Source organism: Nocardiopsis sp. iso_40, assembly GCF_056173285.1.
The window spans coordinates 1058992-1080350 of sequence record NZ_CM149666.1 but is presented as its reverse complement, the minus strand read 5'-3'; the positions used below and the strand labels follow the sequence as shown (position 1 = coordinate 1080350).

The 21359-nt window shown below is 70.7% G+C and carries 23 protein-coding genes; 11 read left to right on the top strand and 12 right to left on the bottom strand.

Annotated elements, in window-relative coordinates:
• Positions 1–206 precede the first annotated feature (206 nt).
• Entirely contained in the window at positions 207–3170 is a 2964-nt protein-coding gene (locus tag AC0VYD_RS04775) for a UPF0182 family membrane protein (protein ID WP_475480185.1), read from the bottom strand.
• Between the two features lie 296 nt (positions 3171–3466).
• Between AC0VYD_RS04775 and AC0VYD_RS04770 the strand changes: the two genes are divergently transcribed.
• On the top strand, positions 3467–3976 hold the full coding sequence (locus AC0VYD_RS04770; protein ID WP_475478762.1) for a PPA1309 family protein: 510 nt from the start codon (positions 3467–3469) through the stop codon (positions 3974–3976).
• 499 nt (positions 3977–4475) lie between these two features.
• On the opposite strand, the gene AC0VYD_RS04765 is transcribed toward AC0VYD_RS04770, so the two are convergent.
• The 3 genes from AC0VYD_RS04765 to AC0VYD_RS04755 form a co-directional block, all read right to left on the bottom strand.
• On the bottom strand, positions 4476–5543 hold the full coding sequence (locus AC0VYD_RS04765; RefSeq protein ID WP_475480184.1) for a YlbL family protein: 1068 nt from the start codon (positions 5541–5543) through the stop codon (positions 4476–4478).
• A gap of 126 nt (positions 5544–5669) precedes the next feature.
• Positions 5670–6107 carry a molybdenum cofactor biosynthesis protein MoaE gene (locus AC0VYD_RS04760; RefSeq protein WP_473036497.1) on the bottom strand — a complete coding sequence of 146 codons (438 nt, stop codon included), beginning with the start codon at positions 6105–6107 and terminating at the stop codon, positions 5670–5672.
• Between the two features lie 91 nt (positions 6108–6198).
• A complete protein-coding gene (locus AC0VYD_RS04755) occupies positions 6199–7269 on the bottom strand; it encodes an NAD-dependent epimerase/dehydratase family protein (protein WP_475480183.1) in 1071 nt (356 codons plus the stop codon).
• A 120-nt stretch (positions 7270–7389) separates the two neighbouring features.
• Here AC0VYD_RS04755 and AC0VYD_RS04750 point away from each other — a divergent pair, with 120 nt between their 5' ends.
• The 6 genes from AC0VYD_RS04750 (at position 7390) to AC0VYD_RS04725 (ending at position 10582) form a co-directional block, all read left to right on the top strand.
• A complete protein-coding gene (locus tag AC0VYD_RS04750; RefSeq protein ID WP_475478761.1) occupies positions 7390–8823 on the top strand; it encodes a zinc-dependent metalloprotease in 1434 nt (477 codons plus the stop codon).
• Entirely contained in the window at positions 8824–9396 is a 573-nt protein-coding gene (locus AC0VYD_RS04745) for an NUDIX hydrolase (RefSeq protein ID WP_475478760.1), read from the top strand.
• Positions 9387–9770: a hypothetical protein gene (locus AC0VYD_RS04740; protein WP_475478759.1), complete on the top strand. Its 384-nt coding sequence runs from the start codon at positions 9387–9389 to the stop codon at positions 9768–9770. The genes AC0VYD_RS04745 and AC0VYD_RS04740 overlap by 10 nt, the downstream gene beginning before the upstream one ends.
• Before the next feature lie 31 nt (positions 9771–9801).
• Positions 9802–9999, top strand: coding sequence for a hypothetical protein (locus AC0VYD_RS04735; RefSeq protein ID WP_475478758.1), 198 nt, complete (start codon positions 9802–9804; stop codon positions 9997–9999).
• Between the two features lie 71 nt (positions 10000–10070).
• Positions 10071–10325: a type II toxin-antitoxin system prevent-host-death family antitoxin gene (locus AC0VYD_RS04730; RefSeq protein WP_475478757.1), complete on the top strand. Its 255-nt coding sequence runs from the start codon at positions 10071–10073 to the stop codon at positions 10323–10325.
• The gene (locus AC0VYD_RS04725) at positions 10322–10582 is read left to right on the top strand and encodes a Txe/YoeB family addiction module toxin (protein ID WP_475478756.1); all 261 of its coding nucleotides are present in this window, start codon (positions 10322–10324) and stop codon (positions 10580–10582) included. The genes AC0VYD_RS04730 and AC0VYD_RS04725 overlap by 4 nt, the downstream gene beginning before the upstream one ends.
• A 13-nt stretch (positions 10583–10595) precedes the next feature.
• Here the strand turns inward: AC0VYD_RS04725 and AC0VYD_RS04720 are convergent, their stop codons facing one another.
• The 6 genes from AC0VYD_RS04720 to AC0VYD_RS04695 form a co-directional block, all read right to left on the bottom strand.
• Positions 10596–11162, bottom strand: a complete 567-nt coding sequence (locus tag AC0VYD_RS04720; protein WP_191268408.1) for a M48 metallopeptidase family protein — start codon at positions 11160–11162, stop codon at positions 10596–10598.
• A 366-nt stretch (positions 11163–11528) separates the two neighbouring features.
• Complete coding sequence (locus AC0VYD_RS04715; protein ID WP_473036505.1) at positions 11529–11687, bottom strand: hypothetical protein; 159 nt, start codon at positions 11685–11687, stop codon at positions 11529–11531.
• Between the two features lie 56 nt (positions 11688–11743).
• Positions 11744–12022 (bottom strand): WhiB family transcriptional regulator, encoded by a 279-nt coding sequence (locus AC0VYD_RS04710; protein ID WP_191268410.1) that lies wholly within the window; start codon positions 12020–12022, stop codon positions 11744–11746.
• A gap of 204 nt (positions 12023–12226) precedes the next feature.
• Entirely contained in the window at positions 12227–12580 is a 354-nt protein-coding gene (locus tag AC0VYD_RS04705; RefSeq protein WP_475478755.1) for a hypothetical protein, read from the bottom strand.
• Positions 12581–12856: 276 nt separating this feature from the next.
• Positions 12857–13744: an acyl-CoA thioesterase II gene (tesB, locus tag AC0VYD_RS04700; RefSeq protein WP_191268412.1), complete on the bottom strand. Its 888-nt coding sequence runs from the start codon at positions 13742–13744 to the stop codon at positions 12857–12859.
• Positions 13737–15848: an ATP-dependent DNA helicase UvrD2 gene (locus AC0VYD_RS04695; protein WP_475478754.1), complete on the bottom strand. Its 2112-nt coding sequence runs from the start codon at positions 15846–15848 to the stop codon at positions 13737–13739. The genes tesB and AC0VYD_RS04695 overlap by 8 nt, the downstream gene beginning before the upstream one ends.
• Before the next feature lie 261 nt (positions 15849–16109).
• Here AC0VYD_RS04695 and AC0VYD_RS04690 point away from each other — a divergent pair, with 261 nt between their 5' ends.
• Both AC0VYD_RS04690 and AC0VYD_RS04685 read left to right on the top strand, forming a co-directional pair.
• Positions 16110–16370: a mycoredoxin gene (locus AC0VYD_RS04690; RefSeq protein ID WP_452546525.1), complete on the top strand. Its 261-nt coding sequence runs from the start codon at positions 16110–16112 to the stop codon at positions 16368–16370.
• Positions 16371–16478: 108 nt separating this feature from the next.
• Positions 16479–16961 (top strand): ANTAR domain-containing protein, encoded by a 483-nt coding sequence (locus AC0VYD_RS04685; RefSeq protein ID WP_473036508.1) that lies wholly within the window; start codon positions 16479–16481, stop codon positions 16959–16961.
• Positions 16962–17101: 140 nt separating this feature from the next.
• Here AC0VYD_RS04685 and nudC read toward each other — a convergent pair whose 3' ends face one another.
• Both nudC and AC0VYD_RS04675 read right to left on the bottom strand, forming a co-directional pair.
• Positions 17102–18052, bottom strand: a complete 951-nt coding sequence (gene nudC / locus AC0VYD_RS04680) for an NAD(+) diphosphatase (protein WP_475478753.1) — start codon at positions 18050–18052, stop codon at positions 17102–17104.
• A gap of 118 nt (positions 18053–18170) precedes the next feature.
• Positions 18171–19553, bottom strand: a complete 1383-nt coding sequence (locus AC0VYD_RS04675) for a dipeptidase (RefSeq protein WP_475478752.1) — start codon at positions 19551–19553, stop codon at positions 18171–18173.
• 159 nt (positions 19554–19712) lie between these two features.
• Here AC0VYD_RS04675 and AC0VYD_RS04670 point away from each other — a divergent pair, with 159 nt between their 5' ends.
• Both AC0VYD_RS04670 and AC0VYD_RS04665 read left to right on the top strand, forming a co-directional pair.
• Positions 19713–20255 (top strand): EF-hand domain-containing protein, encoded by a 543-nt coding sequence (locus AC0VYD_RS04670; protein ID WP_475478751.1) that lies wholly within the window; start codon positions 19713–19715, stop codon positions 20253–20255.
• 260 nt (positions 20256–20515) lie between these two features.
• Positions 20516–21169 carry a DUF4333 domain-containing protein gene (locus AC0VYD_RS04665; RefSeq protein WP_475478750.1) on the top strand — a complete coding sequence of 218 codons (654 nt, stop codon included), beginning with the start codon at positions 20516–20518 and terminating at the stop codon, positions 21167–21169.
• The last annotated feature ends 190 nt before the right edge of the window (positions 21170–21359 follow it).

Here is a 21359-nt window from a genome sequence, read left to right as displayed (position 1 = left end):
GACGTGGCGCACCCTGTCCCCGGGCCGCCGCCGAACACCCCGGGGAGCCTCCCGTACGCCTTCGTGCGGGGCCTGCACGAAGGCGTACGGGCCGGGGGAAGCCGAACGGGGCGGGACCCCGGAAGGATCCCGCCCCGTCCTGCGAAGCGCTCTCAGGAGCGTCCGGCACCCCCGCTGCCGCAGTCACCGCGGGGGGCGGTGCGGACCTAGTTCTCCGCGGCCTCCTCCAAAGCCTCCAGGGCCTCGCGCAGGCGCTCGTCGGCCTCCTCGCTCGACTCCTGTGCCTCCTCCCAGGCCTCGACGGCCTCGTTGAGGGCCTCGGTCAGGTCGGTGTCGGCGCCCTCGTCACCGGATCCGGCCTCGGACGACTCCTCGTCCTCGGTGCCCTCCTCGGCGTCCGCGCCCTCCTCGGGCAGCGGGCCCTCTCCGCCCTCGAACAGGTTGTTCAGGGCCTCCTGGAGGTTGCTGCCGATGGCGACCTCCTCACCGAAGCCGACCATGACCTGCTGGAGCAGCGGGAAGGACGCGGCTCCGCCGCCACCGGCCTGCACGTAGAGGGGCTCCACGTAGAGCAGACCGCCCGCGAACGGCAGGGTCAGCAGGTTGCCCCGGGTCACCTCGGCGTTGGACTGCTCCAGCGGGAGCAGCACCTCACGCACGTCCGCGTCCGCGTCGAACGCGTTCTGCACCTGCCCGGGACCGAAGATCACCGTGCTCCGAGGCAGCTGCAGCAGCTTCAACTGCCCGTAGTCCTCGGACTGGGGATCACTGTCCACTGCCATGAACGCGGCCAGGTTCTCACGACCCCGCGGCACGAAGGTGCTGGTCAGCGAGAAGCTGGCCCCCTCGGTGCCGGGGTAGTTGATGGTCTGGCGGTAGGGCGGCTCGGGCAGGTCCCCCTCGGTGGTCGGGTCGTTGGGCACCGACCAGAAGTCCTGACCGCCGTAGTAGGAGGCGGCGTCGGTCACGTGGTACTCGCGCATGATCTCGCGCTGCACCTTGAACAGGTCGTCCGGGTAGCGCAGGTGCTGGACGAGCTCCTCGCTCATGTCGTCCTTGCCGACCACCGCACCCGGGAAGGCGCCCTTCCAGGTCTGGAGGACGGGGTCCTCCTCGTCCCAGCCGTAGAGGGTGACGCTGCCGTCGTAGGCGTCGACGGTGGCCTTCACCGAGTTCCGGATGTAGTTGACCTCGTTGCCAGGCAGCGCGCCGACCTGCTGCGCCGAACCGTCGGTGAAGGTGTCGGTCACCGCCTGGGTGAAGTCGATCCGGTTGGCGTACGGGTAGCCGTCGGAGGTGGTGTACCCGTCGACGATCCACACGATCCTGCCCTCGACCACCGCCGGGTAGGGGCGGCTGTCCACGGTCAGGAACGGTGCGACCTTCTCGACCCGGTCCAGCGGGTCCCGCTCATAGATGATCCGCGAGTCACCGGTGATCGCGCTGTTGAGCAGGATGCTCGTTTCCTGGTACTTGATCGCGTACAGGATGCGGTCGAAGAAGCTGTTGAGCTCGACGCCGCCGTCGCCCTCGTACCTGTTGTACTGCTGGGACCCCTCGCCGTCGGCACCGCCCTCGTCGGCGCCCTCCTCGGTGGCCGGCTCCTCCTCGGCAGCCGGCTCCTCGTCCGCGGCCGCGTCCTCCTCGGCGGAGTCGGCGGGGACGCGGGCCTCGTCGGCCTCGGGGCTGGGGCTGGGCTCCGCCGCGTCCTCCAGGGTCGGGACGTCCCCCTCGCTCTCCTGCGAGTCGAGCGGGTAGTCGTACTCCTGCTCGGCCTGGACGATGACGTAGTCGGCGCCCTCGCGGCCGTAGTAGATCCGGGGCTCGTACTCGCCCGTGACGTCGCTCAGCTCACCGCGCGGCGGGATGTTGTACTCGGTGAAGACCGGGCGGCCCTCGTCGTCGATCAGGTTGCCCGCGGCCGCGACCATGCCGAAGCCGTGGGTGTAGATCAGGTGCCGGTTCAACCAGTTGTCCTGGTCGGCGGGCGGGCCGTCGAGCTCTCGGACGGCGACGATCGTGTCGATCAGGTTGCCCTCGGAGTCCGGGTAGCGGTCGACCTCCAGCACGTCCGGGAACTGGTAGAACCCGCGGACCTGCTGCATCTGCTGGAAGGTCTGCGAGACCACCGCCGGGTCGGCCAGACGGACGCTGGGGATGGTGTCGGCCTCGGCCGCCAGCTCCTGCGGAGTGAGCTCCGTGGTGGCGTCGTAGGTCTCGACCTCCGCGTCCGCGATGCCGTACGCCTCACGGGTGCTCTCGATGTTGCGCTCGATGTAGGGGCTCTCCAGGCGCTGCTCGTTCGGGTCGACCTGGAAACGCTGCACGATCTCGGGGTAGGCCACACCGACGACCACGCCGGACAGCACCAGCAGGCCGAGGGAGGCCACCGGGATCAGCGTGTTCTTGAAGACGATGTTGGCGAAGAAGAGGACCGCGCAGATCACCGAGATGACGGTGAGGATGGTGAGTGCGGTCTTGACCGCGTTCACGTCCGTGTACGAGGCACCGAAGGTGTAACCGCGGTCCGAGAACACCAGCCCGTAGCGGTCCAACCAGTAGGACCCGGCGCGCAGCAGCACGAAGAGGCCCAGCAGGACCGACAGGTGCACGCGGGCGGCTGGGGTCGCGCGCTGGCCGGAGTCGTTCTGCAGACGGACGCCGCCGTACAGGTAGTGCACGACCACCGCGGCGATGAACGCCAGGATGACGGCCGCGTACAGGTAGCCGAGCAGCACCCGGATGAACGGGTAGGTGAAGGCGAAGAACGAGATGTCCATACCGAACTCGGGGTCGTTCACCCCGAATTCGACACCGTTCATGAACTGCAGGTAGGAGCGCCAGTCACCGCTGGCGGCCGCACCGGCCAACAGGGCCAGGGCACCCACCGCGATCCAGAAGAAGAGCTTGCGGTGGGGGTCGATGGACTGCCGGTAGCGGTCCAGGCCCTGCTGTTCCAGGCTCATCGGCCGGACGCCGGGCCTGGCCCGGTAGGCGAAGAAGATGCTCGCGCCGACGATGACCGCCATCACGAGCCCCGCCACCGCGAACAGCAGGACTCGGGTCCACAGCTCGGTCAGGAAGACCGAGGTGTAGCCGACGGAACTGAACCACTTGTAGTCGGTCCAGAAGTTCGCGGCGATCATCAACGCCGCGATGATGACGACCACGGTCGCCGCGACTGGCGCGAGCAACCTTGATCGGCGAGGCATACGCGCAGGTGGTGCGCCGGGCGATCGAAAGCTCACGCCTCCCCCTCGTTCTGACTTGGTAGGTGCGTTCGGTGCGCGTGTGGCGCCTTATTACTAAAAACTTAATCGGTGGCCGTCGGGTTCCCGAAATCACCCATCAGCGGGTGACAAGGCTGCATCGTTGGGGTATCGGAGTCGCAACCGCACGGCACCTTTGCGACCCTACTGCCGCCGAACGGGCTCGGCGAGGCTCCCACATCGGCCACCATGGAAACGTGTCGAACATTCGCGAAGCCGTCATGGACCTGGAACGCCACGCCGCCGAACAGGGGTGGGACCGCCCGCTGGGGCTGTACGCCCTGGTCCCCACCTCGGAGCTGTTGGCCGCGGAACCCGCCCTCGCCGGGATGCTGGGGATCGAATCCCCCGTGAGCCCCGACGAGCTGACCCCCGTCGAGCAGGAGGCGCTGCCCGGAGACGTCCCGTTGGAGGAGGCCCTGGGCCGCATCCTGTGGCCCGAGGGGGTGGCCGGCTGCGCGCTGGTCATGGAACGCCTGGTGGTGAAGGGCTCGGACGAGACCCTGGCCGCGGGCGAGGACCCCGCCGGCTCGGACAAGGAGACCGAGGAGATCCGTATGGTCGCCGGCGTGCTGCGCGACGGTTCGCGGCACTGCGCTATGCGGATGCGCAGCCACGACAGCGAGACCGAGGTGCTCAACGGCCCGGACCTAATCCCCGCCCTGACCTCGGCCCTGGCCCTCACCCTGGACCTGGAGGAGGGCTGAGTTTGCTTTGGTCCTCCGTTGTGTTTGCTTTGGTCCTCCGCTTCGCTTCGGCCCGTGTTCGGGCGCCTCAGGGGAGCGTTCTTCATCCTCGTCCACGCCTTGCTCGCCCACCCGTCGCCCGCCACCACCCTCAACGGACGCCTACGGCGCGGTACCCGTCCCTGCTGGCGGCTTGACTCCTCCTGCAGAACCCTCCCCGGCGCTCGAACGAAAGAACACCCCCTGGGGTGACCGTGAGCACGCAGGGGTACCCCCTGGGGCGAAGGTGAGCAGGCAGGGGCACCCCCTGCGGCTGAGGTGTGTGGGAGGCACTCCCCCTGTGGCTGAGGCGGAAGAGCGGGCACATCCCCTGGGGCGAAGGCAGGCTAACCGGATCTACTCCTCAGGGGCTGATGCGGGCGGAAGGATGCTCCTCCCGCGGCTGAGCTGAGCGGGCATGGCCGAGACGAAGGGACCCCCGGGCCGCACGGCCCGGGGGTCCCTTCGTCGTATGTCCCTCTTACTCGCAGCGGGGCAGGTCGTCGCCGCCCTCACGGATGGTCTCCAGCGCGTCCACGGCGTCGGTGAGCGTCTCGACGCGCACCACCTCGAGTTCGCCGTAGGCGGCCGACTGGGCGACCTGGGAGCAGCTGTCGGCGGCCACGAGGAAGTACTCCGCGCCGTCGCGCTGGGCGCTGACCATCTTCTGCGGGACACCGCTGATCCCGCCGACCCGGCCGTCGGTGGAGATGGTTCCGGAACCGGCGACGCTGGCCCCGCCGGTGATGCCCTCCTCGCTGAGCCGGTCGATGATCCCGAGGGCGAACATCATGCCCGCGCTGGGGCCGCCGATCTCACCGACGGTGATGTCGATGTCCACGGGGAAGTCCATGTCGTCGGTGATGAGCACACCGACCGCGGCGGAACCGTCGTCGCTGCTGACCGTCTCGACCTCGACCTCGACCTCCTCGCCGTCGCGCTCCAGGGTGAGGGCGACCGGTTCCCCGGCCTCGCGCGCGCTGACCCGGTCCACGACGTAGGCGCTGCCCAGGGGCTCTTCGGGGGACGCGCCGTCGGTGCTGGTGGGCACGGGGTCACCGTCGACGGCGACGATGACGTCGTCCGGTTCGACGATTCCCTCGGCCGGCATGCCCTCGACGGTTTCGGCGACCCGGGGGACAGCCTCGTAGTCGATGTCGAGCTGGTCGAGGGCCGCGGCGGTGGCCTTGGTCTGCGAGTCGTTCATCTGGACGGTCTGCCGCTCGCTGACCTCCTGCTGGGAGCGCCCGGCCGGGAAGAGGAGCTCCTCCGGCAGGACCGCCTGGCTCGGGGAGATCCAGGCCGTCACCAGGGTGAAGAGGTTGAGTCGGTGCTGGGGGCCGCCCGCGTACTGGACGGTCACCATGGAGAGCGACCCGTCGTGCTCGTAGTCCTCGGCCCCCTCGATGCCGATGATGGGCTGGCCGTCCTCCTGCTCCCCGATGGTGTCCAGGGTGACACCGGGTGCGGCCACCAGGTAGGGCATGGGCAGCAGGAGACTGCCGTATCCGAGCCCGGCAAGCAGGACGAGTGCGGCGACAAGGGTCATGACACGACGAACCATGCTGACACCTTAGAGCCCCCGGGGACCCTCCGGTGCTCAGGCGTCCCCGGTGGCCGTCACCGGTCGCGGGGGCGCCTGTCGGAGCTCAGCGAAGGGTCGGGGGCCGCCCGGTCAGGGGGAGCCGACCCACTCGGCCCCGCCGTCCTCGAAGGCCTGGTTCTTCCAGATGGGCACCTGGGCCTTGAGGTCGTCGATGAGCCTGCGGCAGGCCGCGAAGGCCTCCTCGCGGTGTTCGGCCGAGACGGCGACGACCACGGCGGTGTCGCCGATCCTCAGGTCGCCGACCCGGTGGGTGGCGGCCATCCGCACGAGGGGGCGCCCGGGGACGGAGGTGTCGCTCAGCACCTTCTCCATGACGACGCGCAGCTGCGCCTCGACGCTCGGGTGGGCCGAGTAGGCCAGGGCGGACACGTCCCGACCGTGGTCGTGGTCGCGGACGGTACCGATGAAGACCGCGGTGCCGCCGGCTCTGGGGTCGGCCACCGCCGCCAGGACCTCGTCGACGGACAGGGGCGTGTCGCGTACGGCCGCGAGAGTGATCTGTTCCACGTGGAAACCGTATCAAGACGCCCGGCGAACGACGCTCGCGCACGTGCCCTCCGCACGTGCGGCTTCCCGTGCTCCGGGTTTCCCCCGCAGGTCAGGCCTTTCCGCGCTTGCGCATGTGGCGGATGGCGGCGGCGGTTCCGATGGCGGCGGCCGCCGCGCCCGCGGCGCCGGCCGCGGTGATGGTGACCTCCTTGCGGCCGAGGCTGCGTCCGGCGATCGCGTGCTTGCCGCTCTTGGCGTCCAGGAGCGCCTCCAGCGCCGACTCGTTGTCGTGGCCGGGCCTCCAGCCCGCCTCGCGCAGGGCCGAGCAGTCCACCACACACGGGTAGACCAGGAACTTGATCTCACCCGCGGCGGCCGGGGTGATGCGGACCTGGTGCAGGCGGCGGACCGCGCCGAAGGCCAGGTTGGCGGGGACCTCGAAGTGCTTCATGCCCGCGATCGCCTCAACCTCACCCTGGGTCAGGGAGCCCTCGCAGGCCACGGCCACCACACCGGCCTCACCGGTCACCCCGTGCAGGGCACAGTGGGCCAGGGCCGAGGCGAGGTCGTCCTCGTGGCAGAACTGCCAGTGCTGTTCGTGGCCCTTGACGGTGAGCAGCCGGGGCGCGGAGAAGTGCCGGCTCAGCAGGGTGTCCAGTTCCGGCCCCACGAGCGGTGCGGGCCGCACCACGGTGACGGTCAGGCCGGGGTGGGCCCGGCGGGCGCGTTCGGCCAACTCCTCGATCTCGGCGAAGTCGCCCATGAGGCCCTCGCTGTTGTCGGAGACGCGGGCGGCGTTCTCGTCCAGCGGGACCGGGTTGTCGGGGGCCGCGCCGTAGACCATGGTGCTGGTGACGAGGATGACCCGGGGGACCCCGGAGGCCGCCGCGGCGGTCAGGACCGTCTGGGCCGCCCGGATGTTGTCCGCCCGGCGCAGCGAGGGCTTGGTGTCCAGGGAGCGGTCGACGGCGGTGTGCACGAGTACGTCGATGCCGCCCAGCCGCGAGACGAGGCCGGGGTCCCGGACGTCGGCGATCCGCCAGGTGACTCCGCGCAGGTCAGCGAATTCCTCGTCGATCGCGACGACCTCGCGTGCGGCGATGGAACCTTCTGGCGCGGCCAGGCGTTGCACGAGGAGTCGGCCCACTCCGGAGGCGGCACCGGTGACCGCCACGACCATGCCCGCCGGGTCCGGAGGGCTGTGCTCTGGGCGAACCTGGTTGCTTTCGGTATTCACTCCGGGCGACTCCCAGCTAACGTGACAGTGGAGACCAAACCTAATCCTGCCTGAGGTCTGATTGTGAGCGACCTGCCTTTCGGTTTCAGCATGCCGAACGATCCCGATGACGAGTCCGGACGCCGTTCTGGCGACTCCGGCTCGGGTGCCGGCAGCGGCCGCCCGGGCGGGGGGGACTCCGGAATGCCGGACGGTTTCCCGTTCGGCGATCCGCAACAGATGGCCAACATGCTCCGCCAGTTCGCGGACATGATGTCGTCCCAGCCCACCCCCGGCGCGCCCGAGGCGGAGAAGACGTCCTCGACGTCCGGCATCAACTGGGACATGGCCAAGAACATCGCGCGGCACGCGGTGTCCCAGCAAGGGGACCCGAGTGTGCCGCCCGCCGACTACGCACGGGTGGAGGAGGCGCTGCGCCTCGCCGACCTGTGGCTCGACCAGGCTACCGACCTGCCGTCGGGGCTCCAGACGGCCCAGGCGTGGAGCCGGTCGGAGTGGATCGAGAAGACGATGAACTCGTGGGCGCAGCTGTGCGACCCGCTGACCGCAAAGACCGTACAGGCCATGGGGCAGAACCTGCCCGAGGAGATGGCCTCCGTCGCCGGTCCGCTGCTGGGCATGATCCAGCAGATGGGCGGCATGATGGTCGGCCAGCAGGCCGGTCAGGCCATCGGCGAGCTCGCCCAGGAAGTGATCGGCACCACCGACATCGGCCTGCCGCTCGCGGGTGAGGGCAACGCCGCCCTGCTGCCCTCGGGGGTGGCCCGCTTCGGTGAGGGCCTGGAGATCCCCGAGGACGAGGTCCGCCTGTACCTGGCCGCCCGGGAGGCGGCCGTGCACCGCCTCTACTCGCACGTTCCGTGGCTGCGTTCGCACGTGTCCCGTCTGGTCGAGGAGTACGCGGCCGGAATGTCGTTCGACGTCAGCGGCCTTGAGGACAAACTCGGCGAGATCGACCTCACCAACCCCGAGGCGCTGCAGGAGGCGATGTCCGGCGGCATGGGCCCCGAGGGCCTGCTCCAGCCGGAGGACACCCCGCAGCAGAAGGCCGCGCTGACGCGGCTGGAGACCACCCTCGCCCTGATCGAGGGCTGGGTGGCGACCGTGGTGTCCTCGGCCGTCGCCGACCGGCTCCCGCAGTCCGGGGCCCTGGCCGAGACGACCCGTCGGCGCCGTGCCACCGGCGGCCCCGCCGAACACACCTTCGCCGCCCTGGTCGGTCTGGAGCTGCGCCCGCGCCGTCTGCGCGAGGCCGGAGCCCTGTGGACCGCGCTGGAGGAGGCCCGGGGCGTGGAGGGCCGCGACGCCGTCTGGCAGCACCCGGACCTGATGCCCACCGGCGACGACCTGACCGACCCGGACGCCTTCGTGCACGGGCGGAGCGAGTTCGAGGGTCCGGACTTCGACATCTCGTCGCTGACCGAACCCGACGGCTCGGAGAAGCCCAAGCCCGGCGAGGGGTCCGGCGGGGACGAGGACGACAGGGACGGCGAGTAGGTGACACTGCACGCGGACGCCCGATCGGTGCTGGGCGGCTGGGACGCGCCCGACGACGGGCAGGAGGAGCTTCGCCGCTCCTACGTGGAGCACCTGGACGCCCACCCGGACGGTATGTGGCGCACCTGCCTGCCCGGGCACCTGACCGCGTCGGCGGCGATCATCTCCTCGGACGGTTCCAGGGTGGCCCTGGTGCTGCACCGCATCCACCGGATGTGGTTGCAGACCGGCGGCCACTGCGAGGCCGGGGACCGGACCCTGGGCGGCGCCGCGTTGCGCGAGGCCGTCGAGGAGTCCGGGATCACGGGCCTGACCCTGCTGCCACGGCCGGTGCGGCTGGACCGCCACTCGGTGCCGTGCGGCGGCGGCAGTTTCCACCTGGACGTGCAGTACGCGGCCCTGGCCCCCGCCGAGGCGGTCCTGGTCCGGGACCCCGACGAGTCCGAGGGCCTGGGCTGGTTCCCCGTCGGGGAGCTGCCCGAGCCCACTGACGACTCGGTGCGGGACCTGGTCGGGGCGGCCGCCGCGGCGGTCCGGTCCCGGCTTCCCCGGGGGGCGGCGCAGTGTCCCTGATCACCGTCGCCGGCATGTTCGGCGGACTGTTCATCGTGCTGGCCGCCCGTCGTGGCAGGAAGGCCCTCGACAGGCTGCTCGCCGACGAGCGCGCGGGTCTGGCGTCCCCCCGCGAGGTGGCCCTGGCCCGCGTGCGGCAGAAGGAGCGTTCCCTGCGCCTGGGCCAGGTCATCTGCGCGTTCCTGGCCGTGCTGCTGGTCGCGGTGCTGGGGCGCGCGGGCGTGTCCGGTGAGTGGGGCGGGATGACCGCCTACTACGCGGCCGTGTTCGGGATCCTGCTGGTGGTGAGCGCGCTGGCTCTGCGCCGGGTCGCCGCCGATCTCGCCGGGGCCCGTGCCGGGCTGGGCGATCCGGACCGCCCCCGGGGCCGCTGACCGGCCCGGATCCGAGGAAGGACACACCCCCATGGGTCCTGCCCGCACCGTTGCCGTCCTGGCCCTCGTCGCCGCCGCCTTCATGGCGCTGCTGTACGTGGTGACCGGTGCCCCGAGCCGGGTCGGCCAGGGCCCGGAGCCGGAGTACGGCTGGCAGACGGTCGGCCCGGACGACCCCGGCAACCCGTTCCTACCCCAGCCGCCGCCGGTCACCGGGTTCGGCGACTGACCGCGCCCGGGTGTACAACTTTCTGTACAATGGCTCCTGGTGCACATCGCGCTGGCAACCCAGGAGGAACAGTGACCAAGACGATCACCTACTCCGAGTCCCGCGCCAACTACGCGGCCACCATGGACGCGGTCGTGAACGACCGTGAGGAGGTCATCATCACCAGAGCGGGACACGAGCCCGTGGTGATGATGGCTCTGTCCGAGTACGAATCCCTCAGAGAGACCGCCTACCTTCTCCGCAGCCCGGCGAACGCCCGGCGCCTGGTCGACGCTATCGAGCAGCTGGAGTCCGGACACGGGATAGAGCGGGGCCTGGCCGAATGAAGCTGGTCTGGGCGGAGAACGCCTGGGGGGACTACGTCTGGTGGCAGGGACAGGACCTCAAGGTCCTGAAGCGCGTCAACACCCTGATCAAGGACATCGATCGGCACGGCAACGACGGCATGGGCAAGCCCGAACCGCTGCGCCACGGCTTCCATGGCTACTGGTCGCGCCGGATCACCGACGAGCACCGCTTGGTCTACCGAATCCACGAGGACGAGATCCGCATCGTGGCCTGCCTTTACCACTACGGCAAGTAGGACGCGCTCCGACTCACTCCTCGAAGGCGACCTCGTCGGCTTCGAGGTCCTCGTCCTCCTCGGCGTGGGCGCAGCCCTCGGATCGGCTGCCCGCACTGAACCCCTCCAGGTATCCGCGGGCCCGGTCGGCCTTGGGGTAGCGGCGCACCAGGTCCCAGAAGTCCCGGCCGTGGTGCGGGATGTGCAGGTGCGCGAGTTCGTGGACGAGGACGTAGTCCACCACCCAGGCGGGCATCCCGGCGACGCGGCGGGAGATGCGGATCGTACCGGTGTCGGGGGTGCACGAGCCCCAGCGGGAGTTCTGGTTGTCGACCCAGCGGACGCTGTCGGGCAGCCTGGTTCCGCCCAGGTAGCGTTCGGCGAGTTCGACCGCGCGGGCGTGGAGCTCTCGGTCCCCGGGGCGCCTGCGGCCCTCGCGTGCGTCGAGCTTCTGCAGCATCTGGTCCACCCAGCGCTTTTCCTCTGCGCGGGAGAACGTCGCGGGCACGAGGACGACAGTGGTGTCCCCGTCCCGGTAGGCCGACACTGTGCGCCGGCGACGAGGACTGCGTCGTACCTCGATTTTGGTGTTCGAGGGCACGAAGTTTACGGTAGCCCAGCGAAGCGCTCCCGAACAGGTGTGCCTTGTACCGAAATGTCATTTGTCTGACACGATGTCCGTCCACGCCCGTCCACCGGCTCCGTACCGAAAAACGGCCCCGGGTACCGGGTTCCGCTCTGACCAGGGCGATTTTTGGCCGGTGACGGAGACCATATCGGGGCCCGATTCGGCGCCTTCCGGCACTTTTGGTTATACAAACGAGACCGAACGGCGCACCCCCGCCGAGGGTGCGACCGTCCGGCCCCGTCGTCCTCCGGTCCCGCACGGATGACCGCGCCGAGCGCTGAGCGGCGCCGCCCCGGCCCCGGTCCACCAGGGCCTTCGGCACCGCTCAGCGGGCCCCGGTCAACATAGCCGTGACCACGCGATTTCCATGATCGTCTGCTCCGCACGGCGCTCCTCGCGCTGGCGGGCGCGCAGTTGTCGGGCACCGAGCCTTCTGATCTGGTGCTCGCGCGGCTCCTCGTCGGAACGCTCCACCATCTGCATGAGTTCCTGCATCATCGTCAAGTCCTTCGGTTGTCAGTGGTCTTTCGGGGAGGCCGGGATCACCCGAGCGGTCAGGCGGCGACCGGCGCGGGGTTCTTCCGGGGGCGGCCGCGCGGGCGCTTGCGCGCCACGACCTGGCCGGAGACGAGCAGCTGCCCGCCCCAGACACCCCAGGGTTCACGCCGTTCGAGGGCGTCCGCCAGGCACTGCTCCCTGATCGGGCAGGCTCCGCAGATCGCCTTGGCCTGCTCGACCTCGGCGGGGGACTCCGCGAAGAACAGGTCCGGCTCGTTGCGGCAGGGGATGTCGACCTCGCCCAGCGCGGGCGTTTCCAGGACCGACGCAAGCATCGGTGCCCTCCAAGATCTTTGATCGTTCGTACAACGCGGTCGGTGTTCAGTCACCGGAACAGGTCCGGTGCGGGACCTGGACTTGCGATGCCGCCGTCTTCTCCCTCGTCCCTGGGGGACGGGAAACCTACGGAGATACAAAGAAAGCCGCGGCCCCTGTATCGGGGTCCGCGGCCACGGTCGAAACTCTCGGCCCGTGTTGCTCTAGGCCGGAATCTTCCGTGGACACTCCCCCGATGCGCCGTACAGGCGCGGGGTTTCGTGCGATGCGTCTTCGAAGCCGCCGGTGAACTCGCCTCGATCAAGGGCGAGCTCGGACTCGTGGCGCAGGCCGCCGACGGCACCGCCAGCGGGCACACCGGTCCGCTCGGACACGAGACCGGCTCCGAGGAGCTGGGCCATGCCGATGGCGGCGGTGCCACTTTCGGTGTTCGTACGGCTGCCCATGGTGGCGACCATGGTGGTGCTACCGCCCAGGCTGGCGCCCGAGGCGACGCGCGACGAGAACAGCTGCCAAGCAGCAGCGAAACCGGGGTTCATCGTGTTCTTCGTGGTCATGAGATCGGGCACCTCCTTCAGAGTCGGGCGCAGGGTCTTGCACCTGCGCCGAGAGCGGTCATTGCGACGGTGTACACACTACGGTCAGCCCAGCAAACAAGGCAACCTATTTTTGACCTGCGAAAACGTCCGCATCCGGCCAGAACTTCACGGGAATGGGAGAGGGCCTGGGAGCGTTGACCACCGCACTCCGGGCCCGGGCCGCACCCCTCCGGCAGGGCAGGGGCCGTACGGGGTGGCGGGGACGGGGCGGACACGCCCCGCCGACGGGGGTCCTCAGCCCCAGCCCTCCGCGTCGACCACGCGGATCATCCCCTCCTGCACCACGGAGCAGACGAGCTGTCCGTCCCGGGTGTAGACGAGGCCGCGGGCCAGTCCCCGCGCGCCCTGCGCGGTCGGGGTCTCCTGCGCGTAGAGCAGCCACTCGTCGGCGCGGAACGGGCGGTGGAACCACATGGCGTGGTCGAGGCTGGCCATCGCGATGCCGGCGAAGGACCGGCCGTGCCGGAGCAGCACCGTGTCCAGCAGGGTCATGTCCGAGGCGTAGGTCATCAGGCACACCTGGGTGAGGCGGTCGTCGGGGAGTTCGCCGTCGACCTTGAACCACACCGGGTTGGTGGCGGTGCGCAGCTGCGGGTCGCGTTCGGCCTCGAACGACATGGCGCCCACCGGACGCGTCTCGATCGGGTGCCACTGCACGAAGTTCGGCACCTTCCCGAACGCCTCGCGCAGCCGCTCGCGGGTACTGAGCAGGTCCTCGGGCGGCGGCACGTCCGGCATCGGGATCTGGTGGTCCAGCCCCGGCTCCTCCTTGTGGAAGGAGGCCGACAGGGTGAAGATCGCCTTGCCGTGCTGGATCGCCACGACCCGGCGGGTGGTGAACGAACGCCCGTCGCGGACCCGGTCGACCTCGTAGACGATCGGCACCGCCGGATCGCCCGGTCTTATGAAGTAGGCGTGCAGGGAGTGCACGTACCGTCCTGCGGGCACGGTCCGGCCCGCCGCGACCAGCGCCTGCCCGGCGACCAGTCCGCCGAAGACCCGCTGGGGCCCCTCGTCCGGGCTGATCCCGCGGAAGATGTTGACCTCGATCTGCTCCAGGTCCAGGACCCTCAGCAGATCGGCCAGGGACTGCCGGGTGTGCCCCGCACCTTGTTCACTCATCCGGTTCTTCCTCCTCGTCACCGGCGTCCGCATCCGCCGGTTCCCTCCCCGCGACCAGCGCGAGTACCGCTTCACCGTAACGGTCCAGTTTTGTCGGGCCCACACCGGACACGGCCGTCAACTGGGAGACGCTGGAGGGCTCCTGTTCGGCGATGGCCTGGAGGGTGGCGTCGGTGAAGATCACGTAGGCGGGCACCTTCTGCTCCTGCGCGCTCTGCCTGCGCCACTCGCGCAGGCGTTCCAGCAGGGCCTCGTCGTAGGTGGACGGGCAGTCCAGGCAGCGGCCGAGTTTGCGCTCGGTGGAGTCGGACAGCGGGCCCCCGCACACCCGGCAGCGCACGACCCCGCCCTTGCGCCGGTCCCGGCGGTTGGCGGTGGAGGGCGAGGCGGGGCGCAGGCCGTCGAGGAAACGGGAGGGTTTGCGGGTCCTCCTGCCGCCGGGCGAGCGCGCCAGCGACCAGGACATCGCGAGGCTGGAGCGGGCCCGGGTGACCCCCACGTAGAAGAGCCGGCGCTCCTCCTCCACCTGCTCGTCGGTCTCGGCGTAGATGATCGGCACCATGCCCTCGGTCAGGCCGACCAGGAACACCGCGTCCCACTCCAGCCCCTTGGCGGAGTGCAGTGAGGCAATGGTCACCCCCTCGAACCCGGGCGCGTGCTCGGTGGCCATCCGCGTTTCGAGCTCGTCCACGAAGCCCGCCATGGTGACGGGGCGGCCGTCGGGTCCGGGCCTGGCGGCCATGTCCTCGGCGAGCTGGACCAGCGCCGAGAGCGACTCCCAGCGCTCCCTGGCCTGGCGCCCCTCGGGGGCGGTCTCCGCCAGCCCCATCTGGGAGAGCAGTTGGCGCACGGTCGGGACGAGGGGTTCGGCCTCCTCGCCCGCCGCGCCGTGCCGGGCGCCGCGCAGGGTGTGCACGGCCTGTTTGATCTCGGGGCGCTCGAAGAAGCGTGCGGTGCCGCGCACGGTGAAGGGGACGCCCTCGTCGGCCAGGGCCTGCTCGTAGGCGGCCGACTGGGAGTTGGTGCGCAGCAGCACCGCGATCTCGCTCGCGGGGACCCCGTCGGACAGCAGGACGCTGATCTTGCGCGCGACGCCGGTGGCCTCGGCGGGCTCGTCGTCGTACTCCTGGTAGAGCGGGTCGGGCCCGTCGGGGCGCTGCGCCCGGAGGGTGAGGTGGTTCGCGGAGGTCGCGCCCCTGGCCTGCGCGATGACGTGGTTGGCCACCCGCACCACCTGGGGGGTGGAGCGGTAGTCGCGGACCAGCCGGACGACGGTGGCGTGCGGGTAGCGGTTGGCGAACCCGGTCAGGTACTCCGGGCTGGCCCCGGCGAAGGAGTAGATGGTCTGGCTGGGGTCGCCGACCACGCACAGGTCGTCGCGGTCGCCGAGCCAGGCGTCCAGGAGGAGTTTCTGGAGCGGGTTGACGTCCTGGAACTCGTCCACGACGAAGTACCGGTACTGGTCGCGCACCCGCTGGGCGACCGCGGGGTACTCGGTGATCATCCCCGCGGTGAGTTCGAGCATCGACTCGAAGTCGAGGAGGTTGTGCTCGCGGCGCAGGTCCTCGTATGCCTCGAAGACGCGGGCGACCTCGCCGGTGGACATGGGCGCCTCGCGCCCGGCCTTGGCCACGGCCTTGTCGTAGTCGCTGGGCCGCACCTGGGTGACCTTGGCCCACTCGATCTCGCTGGCGAGGTCGCGCAGCCCGGTCCGGTCCGGTTGCAGGCCGACCGAGCGGGCGGCCCGCGCCACCGCCTGGATCTTGCTGTCGATCAGGGTGGGCTTCTCGCCGCCGACCACTTGTGGCCAGAAGAATCCGAGCTGGCGCAGGGCGGCCGCGTGGAAGGTCCGGGCCTGGACCCTGGGGGCGCCGAGGGAGCGCAGGCGTCCGCGCATCTCCCCCGCGGCCCGGGCGGTGAAGGTGACCGCGAGGATCTGCTGTTCGGAGACGATCCCGCTGGCCACGGCGTGCGCGATCCGGTGGGTGATAGCCCTGGTCTTCCCCGTTCCGGCACCGGCCAGAATGCACACGGGGCCGCGCAGGGCGCGCGCCGCCTCGGTCTGTTCCGGGTCCAGTCCCTCCAGGACGCGGTCGGGGTCCATGGTGCTCCTGCATCTGGTTGGGGCGGTTGTCCTACCGTGGGCGCACAGTCTCTCAAGTATCGGCTGTCGTCGGGAGCGGATCCGCCTGTGCCGGCGGCGGGGTCGGTGAACGAGCCGATCGACACATTCCAGAACCAGTCGGGCCTGTGAGGCGTCCCACGTTGTGTCGTGCGGTCATGGGAAGCGGTGGGAGCCCCCTGGTGTTGGGATGGGGGGACCGATCCCCGAACATGACCTTCGACCGGAGAAGACGTGAGTGAGATGACGAGTACGGGCACCGAACGATTCACGATGTACAGCACCCCCTGGTGCGGGTACTGCAAGCGGCTCAAGAGCCAGCTGTCCCGCGAGGGGATCGCCCTGCGCGAGGTGAACATCGAGGAGAATCCGGAGGCCGCGGAGTTCGTGATGAAGGTGAACGGCGGGAACCAGACGGTCCCCACCGTGGTCTTCGAGGACGAGACCGCGATGACCAACCCGTCGCTCGCTCAGGTGAAGAAGAAGCTGGCCGAACTGTCCTGAGGACGGACGGCGCGGGCCGCAGGACGCGGCCCGCGCGGCGGGACCCCTCCCCCAGGGGCGGACACCCCCGTTCCGAGGGACGGCTCGGCCGAGACCGTAGCTCGGACCATGATGACGGGGAGTGTTGAGTTGGGGGACGATGTGAGGCCTCATGACATAGCGGGCACCGACACGGTGGACGTCGAGGTGGTGCACCGCACCCCGCACGGGTGGCGTGTGGGCACCGGCCAGAGCGGGCACGAGACGCCGGACCTGGTCAGCGCGATGGTCCTGGCGGACCTGCTCACCTCCGAGGCGGGTGCCGACCGTCCTCGGACGCAGGCGCCCGGCCGGGCCCCCGAGGGGGCTTCGGAGGTGGAGCGCCTGCGGCACACGATCACGCAGCTGGAGCACGCGCTGCACTCCCGTGTCGTGGTGGAGCAGGCGATCGGGGTCCTCGCCGAACGGCACACGATGCCGCCGCGCGAGGCGTTCGAGAAGCTGCGCTCCTCGGCCCGTTCCCGTGGCCGCAAGGTCGCGGAACTGGCCCGGGACGTGGTGGAGAGCAGCACCAGCCCGCTGACCGTCCTGCCGGAGGAGCTCTCCACCTGAACCGGCCGGCCGGGACCGGTTGACCGGAGCCGGCACGGACACGGGGCGTCCGCTTCCGGGGGGACGGACGTCCCGCCGCCGGTGCGCGCACCGCCACAGTCGGCGTGCGCTGCCGCCGGGACGTGCCCGGGGCCGCGGGATCACCAGCCGCCGGGGAGCTCCGAGCCGTACCAGTGCTCGATGAGGGTGCGTGCGATGGAGACCCGCCCCGGAAGGACGACCTCCTCGCTGTGCACGGCCTCGGCCAGCTCGGGGCGGGTGAACCAGCGGGTCTCGGCGATCTCGTCGTCGGTGCGCTCGGTCTGGCCCACCGCGCGGGCGGTGTAGCCCACCATCAGGCTGCGCGGGAACGGCCAGGGCTGCGAGGCCACGTAGCGGGGCTGGTCGACGACCACGCCCGCCTCCTCCGCGACCTCGCGGACCACGGCCTGTTCGAGGGACTCCCCCGCGTCGACGAACCCGGCCAGCACGGAGAAGCGGTGCGCGTCCCAGTTCGGGTTGTTGCCCAGCAGCGCCTCCTCGCGGCCGTCGCGCTCGCGGTGCACCAGCATGATCACCGCCGGGTCCATCCGGGGGAACTGTTCGGTGCCCTCCTGCTCGCAGACGCGCACGTGGCCCGCCTTCTCGATCCGGGTCCCGGCGCCGCAGCGCGGACAGAAGCCGTGACTGGCGTTCCAGTTGGCGAGGGCGATCGCCCGGGTGAACAGGCCGGTGTCGTGGTCGTTGAGGACCGCCCCGACCTCGCGCAGGGACGCCGGTTCGGCCACCGGGTTGGCGGCCAGCTCCGCGGTGGAGCGGACCGCGAAGTAGGCGCGCTCCCCGTCGCTGCCCAGCAGGTAGCGCTCGCCCTCGGGGGCGTGCTGCGGGTCGGTGAGGACGAGCTCCCGGGTGCGGCCGGTGGTGACCAGGGCACGGGACTGTTTGGCCATGAGCGCCTTCCAGCCGTAGCTGCCGGGCTCACCGCCCTCCAGGACCAGGACCCTGGTGGCCGGGTCCGCCCAGGCGGCGGCCAGCCAGTCGTCGTCACCGCGCCGGTGTCCGACGGGGTCGACGGTGGAACGGGCGAGCAGGGGTGCGGCTTCGGATTCCATGCGGCCTTCCGGGTTCGTGGTTCTCCTCAAGGTTTAACGCCTCCGGGCCCCGTGCGCACCCCCGCCCGGCGAACCGGCGGCAGGGCGGGGGGCGCCCCGGGGCGCGCCCCGGGCGGACTCAGGCCTCCTCGGCGGCGCCCAGCTCCTCCCACAGGTAGGCGGCGCTCTCGGCACCCTTGAGCAGGAGGGGTGTCTCGACCTTCTCGTTGGGGGCGTGGATACGGTCCTCGTTGAGGCCCACGGCCAGGAAGACCAGCGGGGTTCGGAGGATGTCGGCGATGTCGGCCTCGGGGCCGCTGCCGCCCTCGCGGGTGAACAGGACCTCCTTGCCGAAGGCGCGCCCCATCGCGGAGCGGGCGGCCTTCAGCGCGGTGGAGGACAGGTCGGAGGCGCAGGCGCGCACGCCCGGGCCGCCGAACTCCAGTTCGGCGCGGACACCGTCGGGGACGCCCGCCTCCACGTACGCGCGCACGCGGTCCTGGACGTGCAGCGGTTCCTGGCCGGGGACCAGGCGGAAGCTGACCTTGGCGTGCGCGGAGCGGGGGACGATGGTCTTGCCGCCCGCGCCGGTGTGGCCGCCCCACATGCCGTTGATCTCGGCGGTGGGCCGCAGCCAGACGCGCTCCAGGGTGCTGTAGCCCTTCTCGCCGCGGGCCGCGGTGGAGCCCGCGGTGGCCAGCCACGCCGCCTCGTCGAAGGGCAGCCGGGCGATGAGTTCGCGCTCCTGCTCGCTGGCCTCGACGACGCCGTCGTAGAAGCCGGGGACCGCGACGCGGCCGTCGGCGTCGTGCAGACCGGACAGCAGGTCGCTCATGACCTTGAGCGGGTTGGGGACGGCGCCGCCGAAGGAGCCGCTGTGCAGGTCCCGCTCGGGGCCGTACAGGCTGATCTCGACGTCGGTGACGCCGCGCATGCCCACGCACATGGAGGGGGTGTCGGCCGCCCACATGGTGGTGTCGGAGATGACGGCGACGTCGCAGGCCAGGCGTTCCCGGTTGGTCTTCATCAGCTCGGCGAAGTGCACCGAGCCGGACTCCTCCTCGCCCTCGACCAGGAGCTTGATCGTGACGGGCGGGGCCTCGGCTCCGGAGGCCGCCAGGGCCGCGCGCACGCCCAGGGCGTGGAAGAGGACCTGGCCCTTGTCGTCGGAGGCGCCCCGCGCGTACAGGGAGGTGCCGCGTTCGGTGGGGGTGAAGGGTTCGGTCTCCCACTCGTCGAGGGGGTCGACGGGCTGCACGTCGTGGTGGCCGTAGACGAGCACGGTGGGCGCGTCGGGGTCGGCGGCGGGCCATTCGGCGAACACGGCGGGCAGCCCGGGGGTCTCCCAAAGCTCGACCGTGGGGAAGCCGGTCCCGGTAAGGTGGTCGGCCAGCCAGCGGGCCGAGCGGCGCACGTCCTCGTGGTGCTCGGGGTCGGCGGAGATCGAGGGGATCGCCAGCCACTCCCTGAGCGAGGTGAGGAACTCGTCCCGGTGCGCCTCGATGTAGGCACGTGCGTCCATCAGCCGTCCTTGTCCTAGACATCCTTGTCAGGATCGACCTTAGGACCTGGACGAACGGCCCGAGAACGGCGGTGGGTGCACAACGCATGGAACCGTTCGGGGCCCGCATCACTCACAGGAGACGGGACGGAAGGCGTCCCGGACCGACAGGAGGAAGACTTGAGCACCAACCCCCGGATCGCAGCCAGGTTCAGCGATCTCTTCGATGTCCTGGACACCGACGGCGACAAGTCCGTGACCTGGGACGACTACCAGAGGCTGGTGGACCGGTACGTGTCCGGGTACGGCCTGGAGGCGCAGGCGCCCCGCGCCCTGGCCATCCGGGAGGCGTACGAGGTGATGTGGCACAAGCTGGCCGGGCACGAGGAGGCCGGGGACGGCCGTCTGGACCGGGAGGCGTTCGTGGCGGCCATGCAGGCGGCCTCGGAGGACCGGAACCGGTCCAACGCCGCCGAGGCCGTGGCGGAGGCGGTGTTCGACCTGTTGGACGCCGACGAGGACGGCCGGATCAGCGAGGAGGAGTTCCTGGTCTACGCCAAGGCCCTGGGCGCGGAGGAGCCGAGCGCCCGGAAGAGGTTCGCACACGTGGACACGGACGGGGACGCCTTCATCAGCCGGGAGGAGTTCGTGCTGTCCGCCCGGCGGTACCTGTTCGGGGACGACATCGACTCCCCGGGCGGGTTCGTCTTCGGGGTGGTCTGAGCAGAGGCGGGCGGCGGAGGACGGGGATCTCCGCCGCCCGGCACGGGTCTCCTTCGGGGACCGGCGCCCCGTTGCCGGAGCGCGCCCGGGCGGCTTCGGAGGGCGTCCGTCCGTGACCCAGGGTTTCCCCGCGTGGACAGCCGGTTCACAAAACGGCCTCCGAGACCACGAACCGGTATCGGAACCCTCGGATTCGGAACCTTCCCGCCGGACCCGGCGTCCGTTCAGGTGGCATGTCACCACAGATCTAGGAGGCCGCGATGCGGCAGGTCCCCCGTCACCGAATCATCGCCGGAGCAGCGCTGGGAGCGCTTCCCCTGTTCCTGTCCACCGGCTGCTCGTTCGACTTCAGCATCGGCGGCCCCGGCTCCGTCTCCGCCGAGGAGGTCGCCGAGAAGTCCAGCGAGATGCTGGCCGAGCAGACCGGTGAGGCCCCGGACGAGTTCACCTGCTCCGAGGACCTGCCCGCGGAGGTGGGCGCCGAGATCCGCTGCGAGCTCACCAACGGCGGCGAGACCGGCGGCGTGACCATCACCACGACCTCGGTGGACGGCGACCGGGCCGAGTGGGACATCAAGGTCGACGATGCTCCGGCCGAGGAAACCGCCGCCGAGGACGAGGGCGCGGCCGAGGACGGGGCCGCCGAGGAGACCGGCGACGACAACAGCTCCGCCGCGAGCAGCGGCCAGGTCACCAACACCGAGGTCATCAACCAGACGACCACCGCGCTGGAGGCGGAGGGCCACGCGCCCGAGAACTTCGTCTGCAGCGACACCCACCTCGTCGCGGAGGTGGGGGCCGAGCTGGACTGCCAGTTCTCGGAGAACGGCGCCACCCGCCACATCACCGTCACGGTGACCTCCGTCGAGGGCGACAACGTCCTGTGGGACATCCGCTTCAACGAATCCCAGTAGCGTCGGCGCACCGCCCGGGCGGGTGCACGGGCCCGGCACGAACGGTGGTCGGGCCGCGCACCCGCCCGGCGGTGTCTCCGTGAAAAAAGGGGCCCGAACCCACCGGGCAGACATCGCCCGCCCTGGGACAGCCGACAGCGTCCTCCGGGTAGGAACCTGTCGGCGGCCGGGCGGGCGTCACCCGGGGAGT